Below are 14,200 nucleotides of genomic sequence, written 5' to 3'. Positions count from 1 at the left end.
CCGCACCACCGACCCCGCGGGTGCTGCTCCGGCATCCACCGTCAGGTACTTGTTCTCCGCGGACGGGGATGCCGCGCCGGCGCCGACCACAGCTTAACCCGCAGGTCACGGATATAGATACGTACCGGATCAGTATTCTGAACGACATGGCTTAGACCGGCACGAGACCGATGGAGGAGTAATGCGGTGATAGATCCAGGAATCATCATCCCTGGGTTCATCGTTGGCCCGCTGATCATCGTCATCGGAGTATGGGTCGCCGTGAACTCCCGGCGGGCCAGGGATGCGATCTACAACCAACAGCGGATGCTCTTGGGGAAGCGGATCGCGGATCTTTCCGCGGGAAAGTCGTCGCCGCGCGCGCTTCGCGTCGTCGGGGCATTGCTCGTCATGTTCGGATTGTGGTTCATGTTCGGCGCAGGCGTAGCTCTCGTGCAGCTCGCGGCCCGTGCGTGACCACAACGGCGGACTTCGTCGAACTCCGAAACCGGTCTCCCGCACCTGACCATCGGCACGGTCCCGCACTGGCCATTCGTCTAGGGTTCGGCCCCGAACCTGGCAATCCCGTGTGAGTCCGGGTTACTTTGATCGGCATTGCGGCACGAGGCCGCAGGTGATCATCGGAGAGTCACATGGGTCGAACACCCCCTGGATGGCGGCGGCCACAAGCCTGGCCGTGCTGTTCGTCGCGTCGACGGCAACCGCAGGATACGCAGGCGTCGAGGAGGTGAACGCACCCACCCCGATCGAGGGGACGCCCGGTCAGTACATCGTCGTGATGAAGGCCGATCCGCTCGCCAGCTACGAGGGCGGAGTCGACGGCATCCAGGCCACGAAGCCCGCGGAAGGCGAGCAGCTCGAGCCCGAGTCGCAGGACTCGCTGCGCTACGTGAAGCATCTCGAGGCCGAGCAGCAGACCGTCGCGCAGGAGGCCGGCGTGACACCCGACACGACCTATCAGGTCGTGCTCAACGGGTTCAGCGCCCAGCTCTCGGGCGAGCAGGTCGACAAGCTTCGCGCGTCGAAGGACGTCTACGGCGTGTACCCGGACTTCATCCGCCACCCCGACGCGCAGTCCTCCACCAGCTTCCTCGGACTCGGCGACGACAAGAAGGGCAAGGGCGGCGTCTGGCAGCAGACCGGCGGCGTCGACAAGGCCGGCGAAGGCGTCGTGGTCGGTGTGATCGACACCGGCATCGCGCCCGAGCACCCCTCGTTCGAGGGCAAGAAGCTGAAGCAGCAGAAGAAGGACAAGAACCGCCACAAGGGCAGCCAGCCCTACACCGACGGCACGACCGTCTACTTCGACAAGTCCGACGGCGGGCGCTTCCAGGCCACGATGGTCGAAGGTCAGGGGTGGGACAAGAGCGACTACAACAGCAAGCTGATCGGCGCTCAGTACTTCTCCTCGGGCGCCGCCGCCGCCGGATTCGACTTTCAGTACGACTACCTCTCGCCGCGCGACGGCGACGGACACGGCTCGCACACGGCGAGCACAGCGGCCGGCAACTTCAAGGTGAAGGCGACCGTCGAGGGCGTCGACCTCGGCACCATCTCGGGTGTCGCACCCGGGGCGAAGGTCTCCGCCTATAAGGCCTGCTACGTCGGCCCCGATCCCGCGGTCACGACCGACGACATCTGTGCCGGCAGCGATCTCATCGCCGCGATCGACCAGGCCGTCGCCGACGGCGTCGACGTCATCAATTACTCGATCGGCGGCGGCGCGGCATCCACCGTCCTCGCCCCCGAGGACATCGCGTTCTTCAACGCGGCCGCCGCCGGCGTCTTCGTCGCGACGAGCGCGGGCAACGACGGACCCGACCCGGTGACCGCCGACCACGCCTCGCCCTGGTACACGACCGTCGCCGCGTCGACCATCCCGACGTGGGAGGGCACGGTGCAGTTCGACGGCTTCGCCCAGGCGGGAGCCTCGGTCAGCGTGCCGTTCGGCCAGACCGTGACCGGCCCGTCGGTGTACGCCGGCGACATCGCGGCATCCGGTGCCTCCGGTGCGGATGCCGCGCTCTGCCTTCCCGGCACGCTCGACGCCGCGAAGGCCGCCGGACACATCGTCGTCTGCGATCGAGGGAACAACGCGCGCGCCGAGAAGTCGCAGGTCGTGAAGGATGCCGGGGGCATCGGCATGGTGCTCGTCAACGTGCCGGGCGGATCCGACTCGCTCGACAACGATTTCCACGCCGTGCCGACCGTGCACCTCGCCTCCGCGTACCGCGCGGCCGTGCTCGCCTACGTGCAGGGCGGCGCCGATCGCCCGATCTCGCTCGTGGGTGAGAACACGACGGGCGTCACCACCCCGGTGCCGCAGATCGCCGGATTCTCGAGCCGCGGACCGATGCTGGCCGACGGCAGCGACATCATGAAGCCCGACATCGCCGCCCCCGGTGTGGCGATCCTCGCCGCGACGAACAACGACCCCGACGAGGCGCCGACCTTCGGCATCCTCTCCGGAACCTCGATGGCGTCTCCGCACATCGCCGGCCTCGCAGCCCTCTACCTCGGCGAGCGGCCGAACGCCAAGCCCGCTGAGATCAAGTCGGCCATGATGACCACGGCGTACGACACCGTGAACGCCGACGGATCGCCCAACCGCGACCCGTTCCAGCAGGGTGCGGGACAGGTCGACCCGAAGCGGTACTTCAACCCAGGTCTGCTGTACCTGAACGACGTCGCCGACTGGACGGCCTACCTCGAGGGCAAGGGCCTCGCCGACTTCCCGGGCGACCCCATCGACGGCAGCGACCTGAACGTCGCGTCGATCTCGATCGGATCGCTCGCGAGCGCGCAGACCGTCACCCGCACGGTGACCTCCACGGAGAAGGGCACGTTCACGGCATCCGTCGATGTGCCCGGTGTGAACGTCACGGTGTCGCCCTCGACGCTGAAATTCGACCGTGCGGGCCAGACCGCGAGCTACACCGTCACGTTCGACAACGCGAGCGCGCCGGTCGAGCAGTGGGCGACCGGTTCGTTGACCTGGACGAGCAAGAAGAACACGGTGCGGTCGCCGATCGCGGTGTTCCCGGTCACGGCCGATGCTCCGGCCGAGGTGTCGGGTACGGGTGTCGACGGATCGACCACGGTGGAGATCACGCCGGGCATCGACGGCGACCTCGCGCTGCGCCTCTCGGGTCTCACGCCGTTCACGCTGCTGGAAGACCCCGACGGGCGTGTCACCGGTCACTCGGGCGATGAGTCCTCGGGAGACGAGAACAAGGACGTGTCGTGGATCGTCGACGTGCCCGAGGGCACGACGCTCGCCCGGTTCGACCTCGACTCGTCGGACGACACCGGAAGCGACCTCGACCTCACCGTGTACCGGGTGGTGAGCCCCGACGACCTGCGGTACTACGAGCAGTGGCAGTCGGCCACCGGATCGGCTGACGAGCAGGTCACGGTCGCGGCTCCGACCGCGGGCACCTACCTGGTCGTGGCGAACGTGTATGCGACCTCGGCGCCGATGACGTGGGATATGACCTACGCCGCGGTGCAGCCCGAGGGCGAGGGCGCGTTCACCGCGAACCCGAACCCGGTTCCCGCCGCGCGCGGCGAGAAGACGAGCTACGACCTCAGCTGGAGCGGCCTCGAGGCCGGCACCCGCTATCTCGGGCTCGTGCAGTACGGCGATTCGGCGGTGCGGACGATCGTCACGGTCGAGACCGGGGCCGCGGCGGACGTGCCGGATGCCGACGCGCCGGAGACGGATGCGCCGGAGACGGAGGCTCCGCCGACGGAAGCCCCGCCGACGGAGGCTCCGCCGACCGACCAGCCCGAGTAGACGCGCCCGGTCGTTGAGCGAGGAGCGCAGCGACGAGCCGAAACGCGGTGGGAGTCGGACGGACCTCACCGCGTTTCGTCTCGCTGCGGTCGCTCAACGACCGGTCGCTCGACGACCGCTCGATCGAGTACCGGTCGATCGAGGACCGGTGAGCGCGGGCGTCAGATCCTGCGACCGCGAGACATGAGCCGCACGTCGGGCAGCGGCGGCGCGGGGATGCGCACGTCGTGGCCCTCGACGGTTCCGAAGCGGTCGGATGCCGCCTCCCAGTCCTCCCGCGCCTCGACGATCTCCTCGTGCGTGCGGCCGGCGAAATTCCACCACATGACGATGTCGCTCTCGAACGGCTCACCGCCGAGGAGGAAAAGCAGCGCCCCGTTCGCGCTCGACACCTCGACGGCATCCCGTTCGTCGCCGAGGTAGAGCATGTCGTTCAGCTCCATCGGATGCTGCGAGACGACGGCATCCCCGTCGACGAGCATGACTCCGTGCTCCCAGCCGGTGTGCAGCGGCAGCCGCACGGTGCTCCCGGCGGCGACGACGATCTCGGCACCGACGATGGGCGTGTGCACGGAGGCCGGGGAGGTGATGCCGGCGAACTCACCCAGCACGACCGTGGCCGCGGCATCCGCTCCCTCGAGGGCCGGCAGCCGCACGCCGGGAAGCTCGGTGTGCTGCTCGAACCCACCGGCGCCGTGTCGGGCGCTCTCCGGCAGCACGACCCAGAACTGCAGGGCGTCGAGCGGCACCGGATCGTCGCCGACCGAGTACTCCGAGTGAGAGATGCCGTTGCCGGCGGTCATGAGATTGAGCTGGCCGCGACGCAGGTCGACGTCGCTGCCGAGGGCGTCGCGGTGGCGGATCTCGCCGACCAGCGGCCAGGTGACGGTCTGCAGACCGATGTGCGGATGCGGTTCGACGCGCATGCGCGTCTCGGCCGGGCCGAACCGGTCGAGGAAGCACCACGCGCCGATGGTCGGCAGGTTGCGGTGCGGCAGCAGGCGCAGCACGTTCATGCCGCGCACCCCGCCGAGCGGCACGTCGCGGGGCTCCAGGACGATGCGGCGCTCGCCGATCATCACGCCTCCGTGGCGTCGGTGCCCGCGATCGGGGACGGCCGCTGCGGCCAGCGGATCTCGGCGCCCTCGATGTCGTGCGTCGTCAGGTACTTCGCGATGTAGGGGCACAGCGGCACGATGGCGTCTCCGGTGGCCGCGGCATCCGTCAGCGCGTTCTTCGCGAGGACGCTCGCGAGCCCCTGCCCCTGGAACGCCGGGTCGATCTCGGTGTGGATGAAGCGGATCGCACCGGGGCGCAGTTGGAACTCGGCGAACCCGGCGAGCGTGTCGCCGGAGTGGATCTCGTAGCGCGAGGCGTCGTCGTTGCGGGTCACGGTGAAGTCGGTCATCGGATGCTCCTTCGGGCGTCTGCGTCCAACCTAACCCCGCCTGGCGTCGGGAGGGCGGTGAGGAGATGATGAACAGTCGCCGATTAACGTCATACATCAATCACATGGACGAGAAGGAGACCATCGACGGAGTGCCCGTCTCCGACGAGCAGATCGCAGCCTGGTCCGCGGAAGCGGAGGCGGGTTTTGACGTCACCGCTCTGCGCAAGCGAGGGCGCGGTCGTCCCGGACGAGGTGCAGAGCCGTCGCAAGTCGTCGCACTGCGGTTGACCGCCGATGAGCTGGCGCAGGTCGACGAGCGCGCAGCCCGCGAAGGCAAGTCGCGTTCCGATGTGATCCGGGAAGCTCTCGCCGCGGCTGCCGCGTGAAGGTCCGTGTAGCCGCGCTCAAGCACGGCATTGACGAGGCCGACGCTATCCAGGCGGCGAGTTGGCCGCGACGGTGGTGCTCACTTTCGACAGCGGCAACGAGCTGGTCATCCATGCGATGAAGGCGCGACCGGGCATAGTGGACCTGTTGCCCTGACGTCAGACCGACGCTCGGCGTTTCCGGCGTCACCGACATGGAAAACGGAGACCAGCGGGGTGGTGAGCGGCGCGTCGGGGCGGGACTCGCCGGCCGGGGCTTCGTAACTCTGGGTTTCCCGACGGGGGCACCGGATGCCGGGGCCGCACACGCACCCGGGTGTCGGCGGGGGTCGTTACGCTGGAGGGATGCCGCAGACTCCCCGTGACCCGTACGAGGATCTGCCGTTCGCAGACGAGCCGCCTCGCGACGACTGGGAGGGTGGCTGGGAGCCCGCAGAGCCGCCGGAGCCCCTCGACTGGGAGCCGCAGGGCGCCGGCTTCGAGCCGCCGCTCGACTGGGGTCCAGGGCCCGCGACTCCGGTGGCGACGGCATCCGCCCCGCCGCTCCGTCGAGCGACGCCGAGCCGCTTCGCGACCGCGCGTGAGGCGCTGCACACGGTGTTCGGGTACGAGGAGTTCCGCGGCGACCAGGCGGCGATCGTCGAGCAGGTCATCGCCGGCGGCGATGCCGTCGTGCTCATGCCGACCGGCGGCGGCAAGAGCATCACGTACCAGGTGCCCGCGCTCGTGCGCGAGGGGACGGGCCTCGTGATCAGTCCCCTCATCGCTCTCATGCACGACCAGGTCGACGCGCTGCGCGCGAACGGCGTGCGGGCCGCGTACCTCAACTCGACGCAGTCGATCGACGAGCGCCGCGAGGTCGAGCGCGCCTACGTCGCCGGCGAGCTCGATCTCGTTTATGTCGCGCCCGAGCGTCTGTCCAGCCCCGCGACGACCGCACTGCTGCAGCGTGGCACCCTCAGCGTCATCGCGATCGACGAGGCGCACTGCGTGTCGCAGTGGGGCCACGACTTCCGGCCCGACTACCTGGCGCTCGGCGATCTCGGCGAGCGGTTCCCCGGTGTCCCGCGCATGGCGCTCACGGCGACCGCGACCCGTGCCACCCATCAGGAGCTGACCGAGCGGCTGCACCTCGACGGCACCGGCGGCGCACCGGCGGCGAAGCACTTCGTCGCGAGCTTCGACCGTCCCAACATCCAGTACCGCATCGTGCCGAAGGTCGATCCCCGCAAGCAGCTCGTCGCGTTCATTCGCGAGCAACCCGAAGGGGCGGTCGGTATCGTCTATGCGCTGAGCCGCAAGTCGGTCGAGCAGACCGCGACCTATCTCTCGGGGCAGGGCTTCGACGCTCTGCCGTATCACGCGGGGCTGCCACCCGAGGTCCGCGCGGCGAACCAATCGCGGTTCCTCCGGGAGGACGGCGTCGTCATGGTCGCGACGATCGCGTTCGGCATGGGCATCGACAAACCCGACGTGCGCTTCGTCGCGCACATCGACCTGCCCAAGTCGGTCGAGGGGTATTACCAGGAGACGGGCCGCGCCGGACGCGACGGTCTGCCCTCGATCGCGTGGATGGCCTATGGCCTGGGCGACGTCGTGCAGCAGCGTCGGCTCATCGACCAGAGCCCCGGCGACCGCACGTTCAAGATGCGCATGGGGCAGCACCTCGACGCCATGCTCGCGCTGTGCGAGACGGTGCAGTGCCGGAGGCAGAACCTGCTCGGGTACTTCGGGCAGGACTCCCAGCCGTGCGGCAACTGCGACACCTGCCTCGAGAAGGCCGACACGTTCGACGGGCTGATCCCGGCGCAGAAGCTGCTCTCGACGATCGTGCGGCTCAAGCGCGAGCGCAATCAGGCATTCGGTGCGGGGCACCTCATCGACATCCTGCGCGGAGCGTCGACCGAGCGCATCCGCCAGCAGGGCCACGAGAAGATCGCGACATACGGCATCGGCTCCGACCTCAGCGAGCAGGACTGGCGCAGCGTGATCCGCCAGCTCCTCGCCCGCGGCATCCTCGCTGCTCAGGGGGAGTACGGCACGCTCGCCCCCGGTGCCGAGGCGCCCGGCGTGCTGAAGGGCGAGACGGCTGTGCCGCTCCGGAAGGACACGATCGGACGGCCGTCGTCGTCGACTCGCGCCCGCAAAGCGAGCGCGGCGGATGCGCTGGATGCCGGAGACCGCGGCCTCTTCGAGGCGCTCCGCGCCTGGCGCGCCGGTGTCGCCCGTGAGCAGGGCAAGCCCGCCTACGTCGTCTTCGGCGACGCCACCCTCCGCGCGCTCGCCGAGCACCGCCCGACCTCGCTCGCCGACCTCGAAGGCATCACCGGGATCGGCGAGAAGAAGCGCGAGGCCTACGGCGAGGACGTGATCGCCGTGATCGCGAACGCCTGACCCGATAGCCGTCGCCTCAGCCGTGAGGCGGCAGCTCGTCGTCGAGGTGCGCCCGCAGGTGCGCCGCCATGTCCACCGCATCCCGGTCGTGCAGCCATTGATACTGCAGACCGTCCCACAGGGCGACGAGCCAGACGGCCTCGTGCTCGGGATGGCGGTGGCGGGAGACCCTGGGTCTCGCAGCCACTCGCGACCCCGAGCTGGTTGACCGGTTCGCGGACATCGCCCGCAGGGAATACACCGGCGTCGGTCTGCGCGTTGCCCTGCACCCGCAGGTGGATCCCGGGACGGAACCCCGCTGGGCGCGGCAGACCGCGACCTTCGGCGAGGCCGCTGAACGGGCGGGTATTCTTGGAGCGGCATATATCCCCGCGGCTTCCATGGCTCGTCGTCCGGTCCCGGCTCGGTGGCGACCGTGACCGAGCACTTTCCCGGCGGCGAGGACTGCGCGGAGCTGCTGCTCGAGCTGGTCGCCGACGGATCCGTCTGAAGGGGCGGCTCGACGTGTCTCCCTCGGAGGGACGTCTGCCTTTCAACCTGCCGCGGTCGATGGCGGCGGTCGAGATAACGCTCGCCCGGATGTGTCGTTCGACATCGCCGACCCGCTCTTCCGCTTCGGGCACCCTCTCGCTCTAGCCGCTCACGCGCACAGCGAACACCCCGCAGGCCACTCGGTCGCGGGGCGTCAGCCATGCCGTCCGGTGCGCCGCGCAGAACGACCGGTCGGCGTGTTGCGCAGATTGTTGACTGAATCGTCATTCAATTGAGCGTATGGATCACCCAAAATATCGGTGCCCGAACAGAATGTCTCGCCGTGGGCTGCGAGCCGCGCGAAAGCTGGACAAAACCTGGACATGAATCCGTTCTCACCGGAATACTGTCTTCCAAACATGCGCTCGGCCGTTGATGTCTTCGGCACCTGGGGAGGGCCCATGACGCGGAGAATCTGCATCACGGGAGAGGCGAATGGACATTTCGGAGGGGAGGACTCTGCGGCGACGCAGGGTCATCGGAGGGGGAATCGCAGGCGGAACAGTCGCCGCGGTCATCCTCGCGAGTGCACTGGTACCGACGGCGGCGAACGCCCTCGACGCGGCGGATCCCACGGATCCGTCGGCTGCGCAGGGGCAGATCATCCAGCTGCCGGCGGACCTGCTCGGGGGGTTGGACATCGCGACGCTCGGGCACACGCTGACGAGCAATCCGTCGGCGCCTGGGCCCGAGCTCGGAGGTCTCGACCTCACCGCGCTGGACGCCCTGAGCATCGATGTGGGTTCTCTCAACGTCCCGCTGCTGACCGACGGCACGACGCCGGGTCTGCTTCAGCTGGGAGACCTCGGCAGCGCGCAGAGCTTCAGCTCCTCGCCGACCCAGACCCAGTCGATCGCGTCGTCCGGCACCATCACCTCGGGCGGTGCCATCGACGCCGGCGCGATCGACGGCAGCGTCACCCCCGGCACCCTCGATCTCACAGGCCTGTTCGACCAGCTCGATGTGGCCGGTCTCACCGACGCGGTCCTCGACGAGGCCTCGGTCGGCATCGGCGCGCTCGCGTCCCGGGCCGAGTCGAACACCGATGCGGCGACGTCCGAGTACCGGATCGCCGACCTGGGCCTCGACCTGCACAGCGACCTCGTCGCCGGACTGTCCACCACTCTGGGCGCGGCCATCCAGGGCACGCTCACGCCGGTCAGCAACCTCGTCGGACCGAGCGGCGCGCTGACCGCCCTCGCGACGACCCTCGTCGGTACCGTGAACGCCATTCCCGACGTGCCGCTGGTCGCGAACTTCGCGGCGACCGGAGGCACCGCCTCGATCACCGGCCTCGCCACCGTCGGTCAGACGGTTGTGACCGAGCTGCTGGAGGAGCCGCTGGAGAACACCACCGGATCGGTGCTCGTCGACCTCGCCGACGGCACGATCTCCGTGAACCTCGCGCAGCTGCTCGTCGAGACGGGTGCCGGAGCAGACCTCAACACGCTTCCGGCGAACACTCCCGTGCTCTCGGCGACGATGATCTCGGCCATTCAGCAGGGAATCACCTCGGCCCTCACGGGGACGCACCCCGAGAGCCTCAACGGCAAGGTCACCTCCGTGCTCGCCGCGACGTTGAACGACCTGCAGGCCACGGTGAACGTCGGTGTCACCCTCACCAACCCGCTCACCGGCATCACGCTCACGTCCGGCACCATCACGGTCGCCGGAACGCTCGCGCAGTTCGCGGGCACGGCGACGCCGGCGCCGACGACGACGACCGACATCACGCTCGCCGGGCTCGACCTCAGTGTGCTGCTCAACCCGGTGATCGGGGCCGTGACCTCCGCGGTCGCGACGACCACGGGACCGCTCGTCAACACGGCGCTCACGAGCGTCATCCCGCTCGTGCAGCCGGCACTCGCCGCGCTGACCACGCCGCTGCTCGCAACGCTCGACCCGGTTCTGCAGGGTGTGCTGTCGCAGATCGCGACCATCACGATCAACGAGCAGCCGACCACGGGCGACCTCGGCGCCGACAGCTTCACGGTGCGCGCGCTCGCAGTCGACCTGCTCCCCGCGGTCGGGGGAGGAGTGTCGCTCGACCTCGGCTCGTCGACCGTGAAGTCGGCTGTGGCCGCCGTTGCTACGATCGACGCGGCAGACACCGTGCAGGCGGGTACCGATCTGGCCGTGACCGGTTCCGGGTACCCCGCGAACACCGAGGTGTCGGTGCAGCTCACGGCCCCCGGTGGCGCGAACGTCGGCGGCCCCGAGACCGTGACCACCGACGCGACCGGCGCCTTCACGCTGGCCTACCCGGTTCCCGCATCAGCCGAGCCCGCTGCCGGCTACACGGTGACGGCGACCGCGGGAGCGGTCAGCGCCACCGACACGACCGAGGTGACGGCGGCTGCCGCCGTGGATGCCGCGCCGGCCGTTCAGGCCGGCACCGATCTGGCGGTCACCGGCACCGGTTGGCCCGCGAGCTCACAGGTATCGGTGCAGCTGACCGCCCCTGACGACACTCCCATCGGCGGCCCGGTGCTCGCGAACACCGACCCCACCGGATTCTTCTCCATCGCCTACCCCGTCCCGGCCGGCACCCCCGCTGCGACCGGATACACCGTGACGGCCACGGCAGGAACCCAGATCGCGACCGACACGACAGAGGTGACCGATGCGCCGGTGCCGACGGTGGACGCCGCGGCGACCGTGCAGGCCGGCACCGACCTCCCGGTGGCCGGTGCAGGGTGGCCCGCGAACACGGTGGTCTCGGTGCAGCTGACGGCGCCGGGCGGCCTGAACGTGGGTGGTCCGGAGACTGCGACCACGAACACAGACGGCGGCTTCACGCTCGCGTACCCGGTGCCTGCCTCCGCGACGCCCGGTACCGGTTACACCGTGACGGCGACCGCCGGCGCGGCGACCGCGACCGACACCACCGAGGTGACGGCCGCAGCGTCCGTCGACGCGGCCGACACCGCGCAGGCGGGAACCGACCTCGCGGTCACCGGTGCGAACTGGCCGGCGAACACGCAGGTGTCGGTGCAGCTGACAGCGCCGGGCGGTGCCGTCGTCGGCGGTCCGGAACTCGTGACGACCGATCCCAGCGGTGGCTTCACGCTCGCTTACCCCGTTCCCGCCTCGGCGACGCCCGGCACGGGCTATACGGTCACCGCGACGGCGGGCGCGCAGAGCGCGACGGATACCACCGAGATCACGGCGGCTGCTGCGGTCGACGCGGCTGACACCGCACAGGCAGGGACCGACCTCCCCGTGACGGGCACCGGCTGGCCTGCCAGCTCGCAGGTCTCGGTGCAGCTCACCGCCCCCGGCGGCACCCCCGTTTCGGATCCAGTGCTCGTGACCACGGACCCCGCGGGTGCGTTCACGCTCGGCTACCCCGTGCCCGCCACCGCGGCGCCCGGTACCGGCTACACGGTGACCGCGACGGCCGGAGCGCAGTCCGCGACCGACACCACCGAGATCACGGCGGCGGCGACGGTGGATGCCGACGCGACCGTCGAGGCGGGATCCGACCTCGGGGTGACGGGCGCGAACTGGCCGGCCGACACGGAGGTGTCCGTGCAGCTCACCGCCCCGGGCGGAGCCGCGGTCGGTGCCCCGGTGACCACGACGACGGGACCGCTCGGTGGCTTCAGCCTGGCGTACCCGGTCCCGGCGGGTACTCCGGCGGGCACGGGCTACACCGTCACCGCGACGGCGGGCACCCAGACCGCGACCGACACGACCGAGGTCACGGCGGCTCCGGTCGTCGTCGATGCGGCACCCACCGTCCCGGCCGGGACGAACCTCGCGGTGACCGGCAGCGGCTGGCCCGTGAGCTCCTCCGTGTCGCTGCAGCTGACAGCACCGGGCGGCGGGGCGAACGTGGGCGGTCCGGTGACCGCGACCACCGATGCGTTCGGCGCGTTCACCGCGAACTACCCGGTCCCCGCCGGCACCACCCCCGGCACCGGCTATACGCTGACCGCGACGGCCGGCGCGATCACGGCGACCGACACCACCGAGGTCACGGCCGGCGATCCGGGCGACGTGAACACGAACGCCGCGGCATCCGCGTCCGCATCCGCCGACGCGACCGCAGACGGCGACCCGTCGGCGCAGGCGGCGGCCGAGGCGGCTGCCCTGGCGGACGCGACGTCGTCGGCATCCGCGGCAGCGACGGCTGACGCGACGGCAGCGGCCGTGGCGGCGGCGACCACTGACGCGTCGACGACGGCTTCGGCCGATTCGACCGCGACCGCGAACGCGGCGGCGGCGGTCGCCGCACAGGCGGCGGCTCAGGCCGACGCCTCCGACGACGTGAACGCGGCGGCTTCGACCGCCGCGGACGCCAACTCGGCGGCCTCGTCGGAGTCGGCGGCCACGAGCGACTCGTCCACCGACGCCTCGTCGGAGGCGTCGACGAACGCGAATGCGGCGGCCTCGGCATCCGCATCCGCGAACGCCGACGCGTCGAGCGCCGCAGTGGCGGAGACGGCGGCCCAGGCTGCGGCCTACGCCGACGCGACCGCCGAGGGATCCGCTGCGGCCGACCCCGCGGCGGAGGCGGCATCGGAGGCGGCGGCGACCGCCACCGCATCGACCGCGGCCACGGCCGACGCGACCTCGTCGGCCAACGCCGGTGCGGCGATCGCCGCGCAGGCGGCGGCCCTCGCGGATGCCTCGTCGAACACGGCGGCCGACACCTCGGCCACGTCCGATGCCAGCACGAGCGCGGCGGCCAACGCCAGCGCGGCGGCGATCGCCACCGCGTCGACGGACGCCTCGTCGGATGCCGTGGCCTCGGCCGACGCCTCGGCCGAGATCAACACCAACGCCTCGGCGTCGGCGGCGGCCTCGGCTCAGGCCGACGACGACAGCAACGCGGCGGCGGAGGCCGCAGCGGTGGCGGCGGCTCTGGCAGACGCCACCAGCAGCGCCTCGGCGGCGGCTGATGCGACGGCGGCGGCAGCGGCCCAGGCCGCGGCGACCACCGACGCCTCGTCGGACGCCTCGACGACCGCGACCTCGACCGCCAACGCCTCGGCGGCGGCAGCGGCCCAGGCGGCGGCGCAGAACGACGCGACCTCGACGAGTGCGGCGGACGCCTCGGCCTCGGCCGACGCGGACCCGAACGCCTCGGCGGCCGCGGCGGCGAACGCCTCGTCCTCGGCCACGGCCTCTGCCACGGCGGCGGCCGACGCCTCGGCATCCGCCACCGCGCAAGCCTCGGCATCCGCCACCGCGCAGGCGTCGGCCTCGGCCGATGCGGCAGCCGATCCCGGTGCGAAGCTCGGCATCACGCTCAGCGCCCCGGTGCTCGAGCGCGGTGATCGGCAGACCGCCGTCGGCACCGGCTTCGCCCCCGGCGAGACGGTCACGGGCGTCATGACGTCCGCGCCGCTCGCACTGGGCACGCAGGTGGCGAACGCGCAGGGCACCGTCACCTTCACCTGGACGATCCCGGCCGGCTACGACCTGGGCACTCACACGGTGACGCTCACCGGCGCGAGCTCCGGCAGCGTGGCGGCGACGTTCCAGGTGGTGGCCTCCGGCCTCGCCACCACGGGCGGCCAGGTGCAGGGCGGCTGGATCGCTCTCGCAGCGCTGATGCTGGTTCTCGGTCTCGGAGCCGTCAGGTTCGGCCGGCGCCGAGCGCAGACCGTCGCGAACGACCGCATGGTCGAGTAGCGACACCCTCGTCGGGGGCCCCCCCCCCCGCCGCCCCCGACACCTCTCGGCGGTCAGGAA

The 14,200-nt window shown here is 70.7% G+C and carries 8 protein-coding genes and 1 pseudogene; 6 read left to right on the top strand and 3 right to left on the bottom strand.

Annotated elements, in window-relative coordinates:
- The first annotated feature begins 186 nt into the window (after nucleotides 1-186).
- Together M3195_RS00595 and M3195_RS00590 are read left to right on the top strand one after the other, a co-directional pair.
- On the top strand, nucleotides 187-456 hold the full coding sequence (locus M3195_RS00595; protein WP_251584194.1) for a hypothetical protein: 270 nt from the start codon (nucleotides 187-189) through the stop codon (nucleotides 454-456).
- A 196-nt stretch (nucleotides 457-652) separates the two neighbouring features.
- Entirely contained in the window at nucleotides 653-3,796 is a 3,144-nt protein-coding gene (locus M3195_RS00590; RefSeq protein WP_251584192.1) for a S8 family peptidase, read from the top strand.
- 161 nt (nucleotides 3,797-3,957) lie between these two features.
- Here the strand turns inward: M3195_RS00590 and M3195_RS00585 are convergent, their stop codons facing one another.
- Nucleotides 3,958-4,875: a pirin family protein gene (locus tag M3195_RS00585; RefSeq protein WP_251584190.1), complete on the bottom strand. Its 918-nt coding sequence runs from the start codon at nucleotides 4,873-4,875 to the stop codon at nucleotides 3,958-3,960.
- Nucleotides 4,875-5,204 (bottom strand): GNAT family N-acetyltransferase, encoded by a 330-nt coding sequence (locus M3195_RS00580; protein WP_251584183.1) that lies wholly within the window; start codon nucleotides 5,202-5,204, stop codon nucleotides 4,875-4,877. Before M3195_RS00580 ends, M3195_RS00585 begins: the two co-directional genes overlap by 1 nt.
- 104 nt (nucleotides 5,205-5,308) lie before the next feature.
- On the opposite strand from M3195_RS00580, the gene M3195_RS00575 reads away from it, so the two are divergent.
- A complete protein-coding gene (locus tag M3195_RS00575) occupies nucleotides 5,309-5,572 on the top strand; it encodes a ribbon-helix-helix protein, CopG family (RefSeq protein WP_251584181.1) in 264 nt (87 codons plus the stop codon).
- Between the two features lie 345 nt (nucleotides 5,573-5,917).
- Nucleotides 5,918-7,966 (top strand): DNA helicase RecQ, encoded by a 2,049-nt coding sequence (recQ, locus tag M3195_RS00570; protein ID WP_251584179.1) that lies wholly within the window; start codon nucleotides 5,918-5,920, stop codon nucleotides 7,964-7,966.
- A gap of 16 nt (nucleotides 7,967-7,982) precedes the next feature.
- Here recQ and M3195_RS00565 read toward each other — a convergent pair whose 3' ends face one another.
- Nucleotides 7,983-8,153, bottom strand: coding sequence for a hypothetical protein (locus M3195_RS00565; protein WP_251584169.1), 171 nt, complete (start codon nucleotides 8,151-8,153; stop codon nucleotides 7,983-7,985).
- On the opposite strand from M3195_RS00565, the pseudogene M3195_RS00560 reads away from it, so the two are divergent.
- Nucleotides 8,122-8,405: pseudogene (locus M3195_RS00560) on the top strand (glycoside hydrolase family 3 N-terminal domain-containing protein); the annotation flags it as partial. The gene M3195_RS00565 and the pseudogene M3195_RS00560 overlap by 32 nt on opposite strands.
- A 527-nt stretch (nucleotides 8,406-8,932) precedes the next feature.
- Nucleotides 8,933-14,140 (top strand): choice-of-anchor G family protein, encoded by a 5,208-nt coding sequence (locus M3195_RS00555; protein WP_251584166.1) that lies wholly within the window; start codon nucleotides 8,933-8,935, stop codon nucleotides 14,138-14,140.
- Nucleotides 14,141-14,200: the final 60 nt, after the last annotated feature.

Origin of the sequence: Microbacterium hydrocarbonoxydans, assembly GCF_023715885.1 — a bacterium.
Classification (GTDB): Bacteria; Actinomycetota; Actinomycetes; order Actinomycetales; family Microbacteriaceae; genus Microbacterium; species Microbacterium hydrocarbonoxydans_C.
This window is presented reverse-complemented; position numbering and strand designations above follow the sequence as displayed.

What these genes read in the sequence shown, in the direction of transcription:
- M3195_RS00590 (WP_251584192.1), top strand. Translation starts at nt 653, where the DNA reads ATGGCGGCGGCCACAAGCCTGGCCGTGCTGTTCGTCGCGTCGACGGCA.
- M3195_RS00585 (WP_251584190.1), bottom strand. Translation starts at nt 4,875, where the DNA reads ATGATCGGCGAGCGCCGCATCGTCCTGGAGCCCCGCGACGTGCCGCTC.
- M3195_RS00580 (WP_251584183.1), bottom strand. Translation starts at nt 5,204, where the DNA reads ATGACCGACTTCACCGTGACCCGCAACGACGACGCCTCGCGCTACGAG.
- M3195_RS00575 (WP_251584181.1), top strand. Translation starts at nt 5,309, where the DNA reads ATGGACGAGAAGGAGACCATCGACGGAGTGCCCGTCTCCGACGAGCAG.
- recQ (WP_251584179.1), top strand. Translation starts at nt 5,918, where the DNA reads ATGCCGCAGACTCCCCGTGACCCGTACGAGGATCTGCCGTTCGCAGAC.
- M3195_RS00555 (WP_251584166.1), top strand. Translation starts at nt 8,933, where the DNA reads ATGGACATTTCGGAGGGGAGGACTCTGCGGCGACGCAGGGTCATCGGA.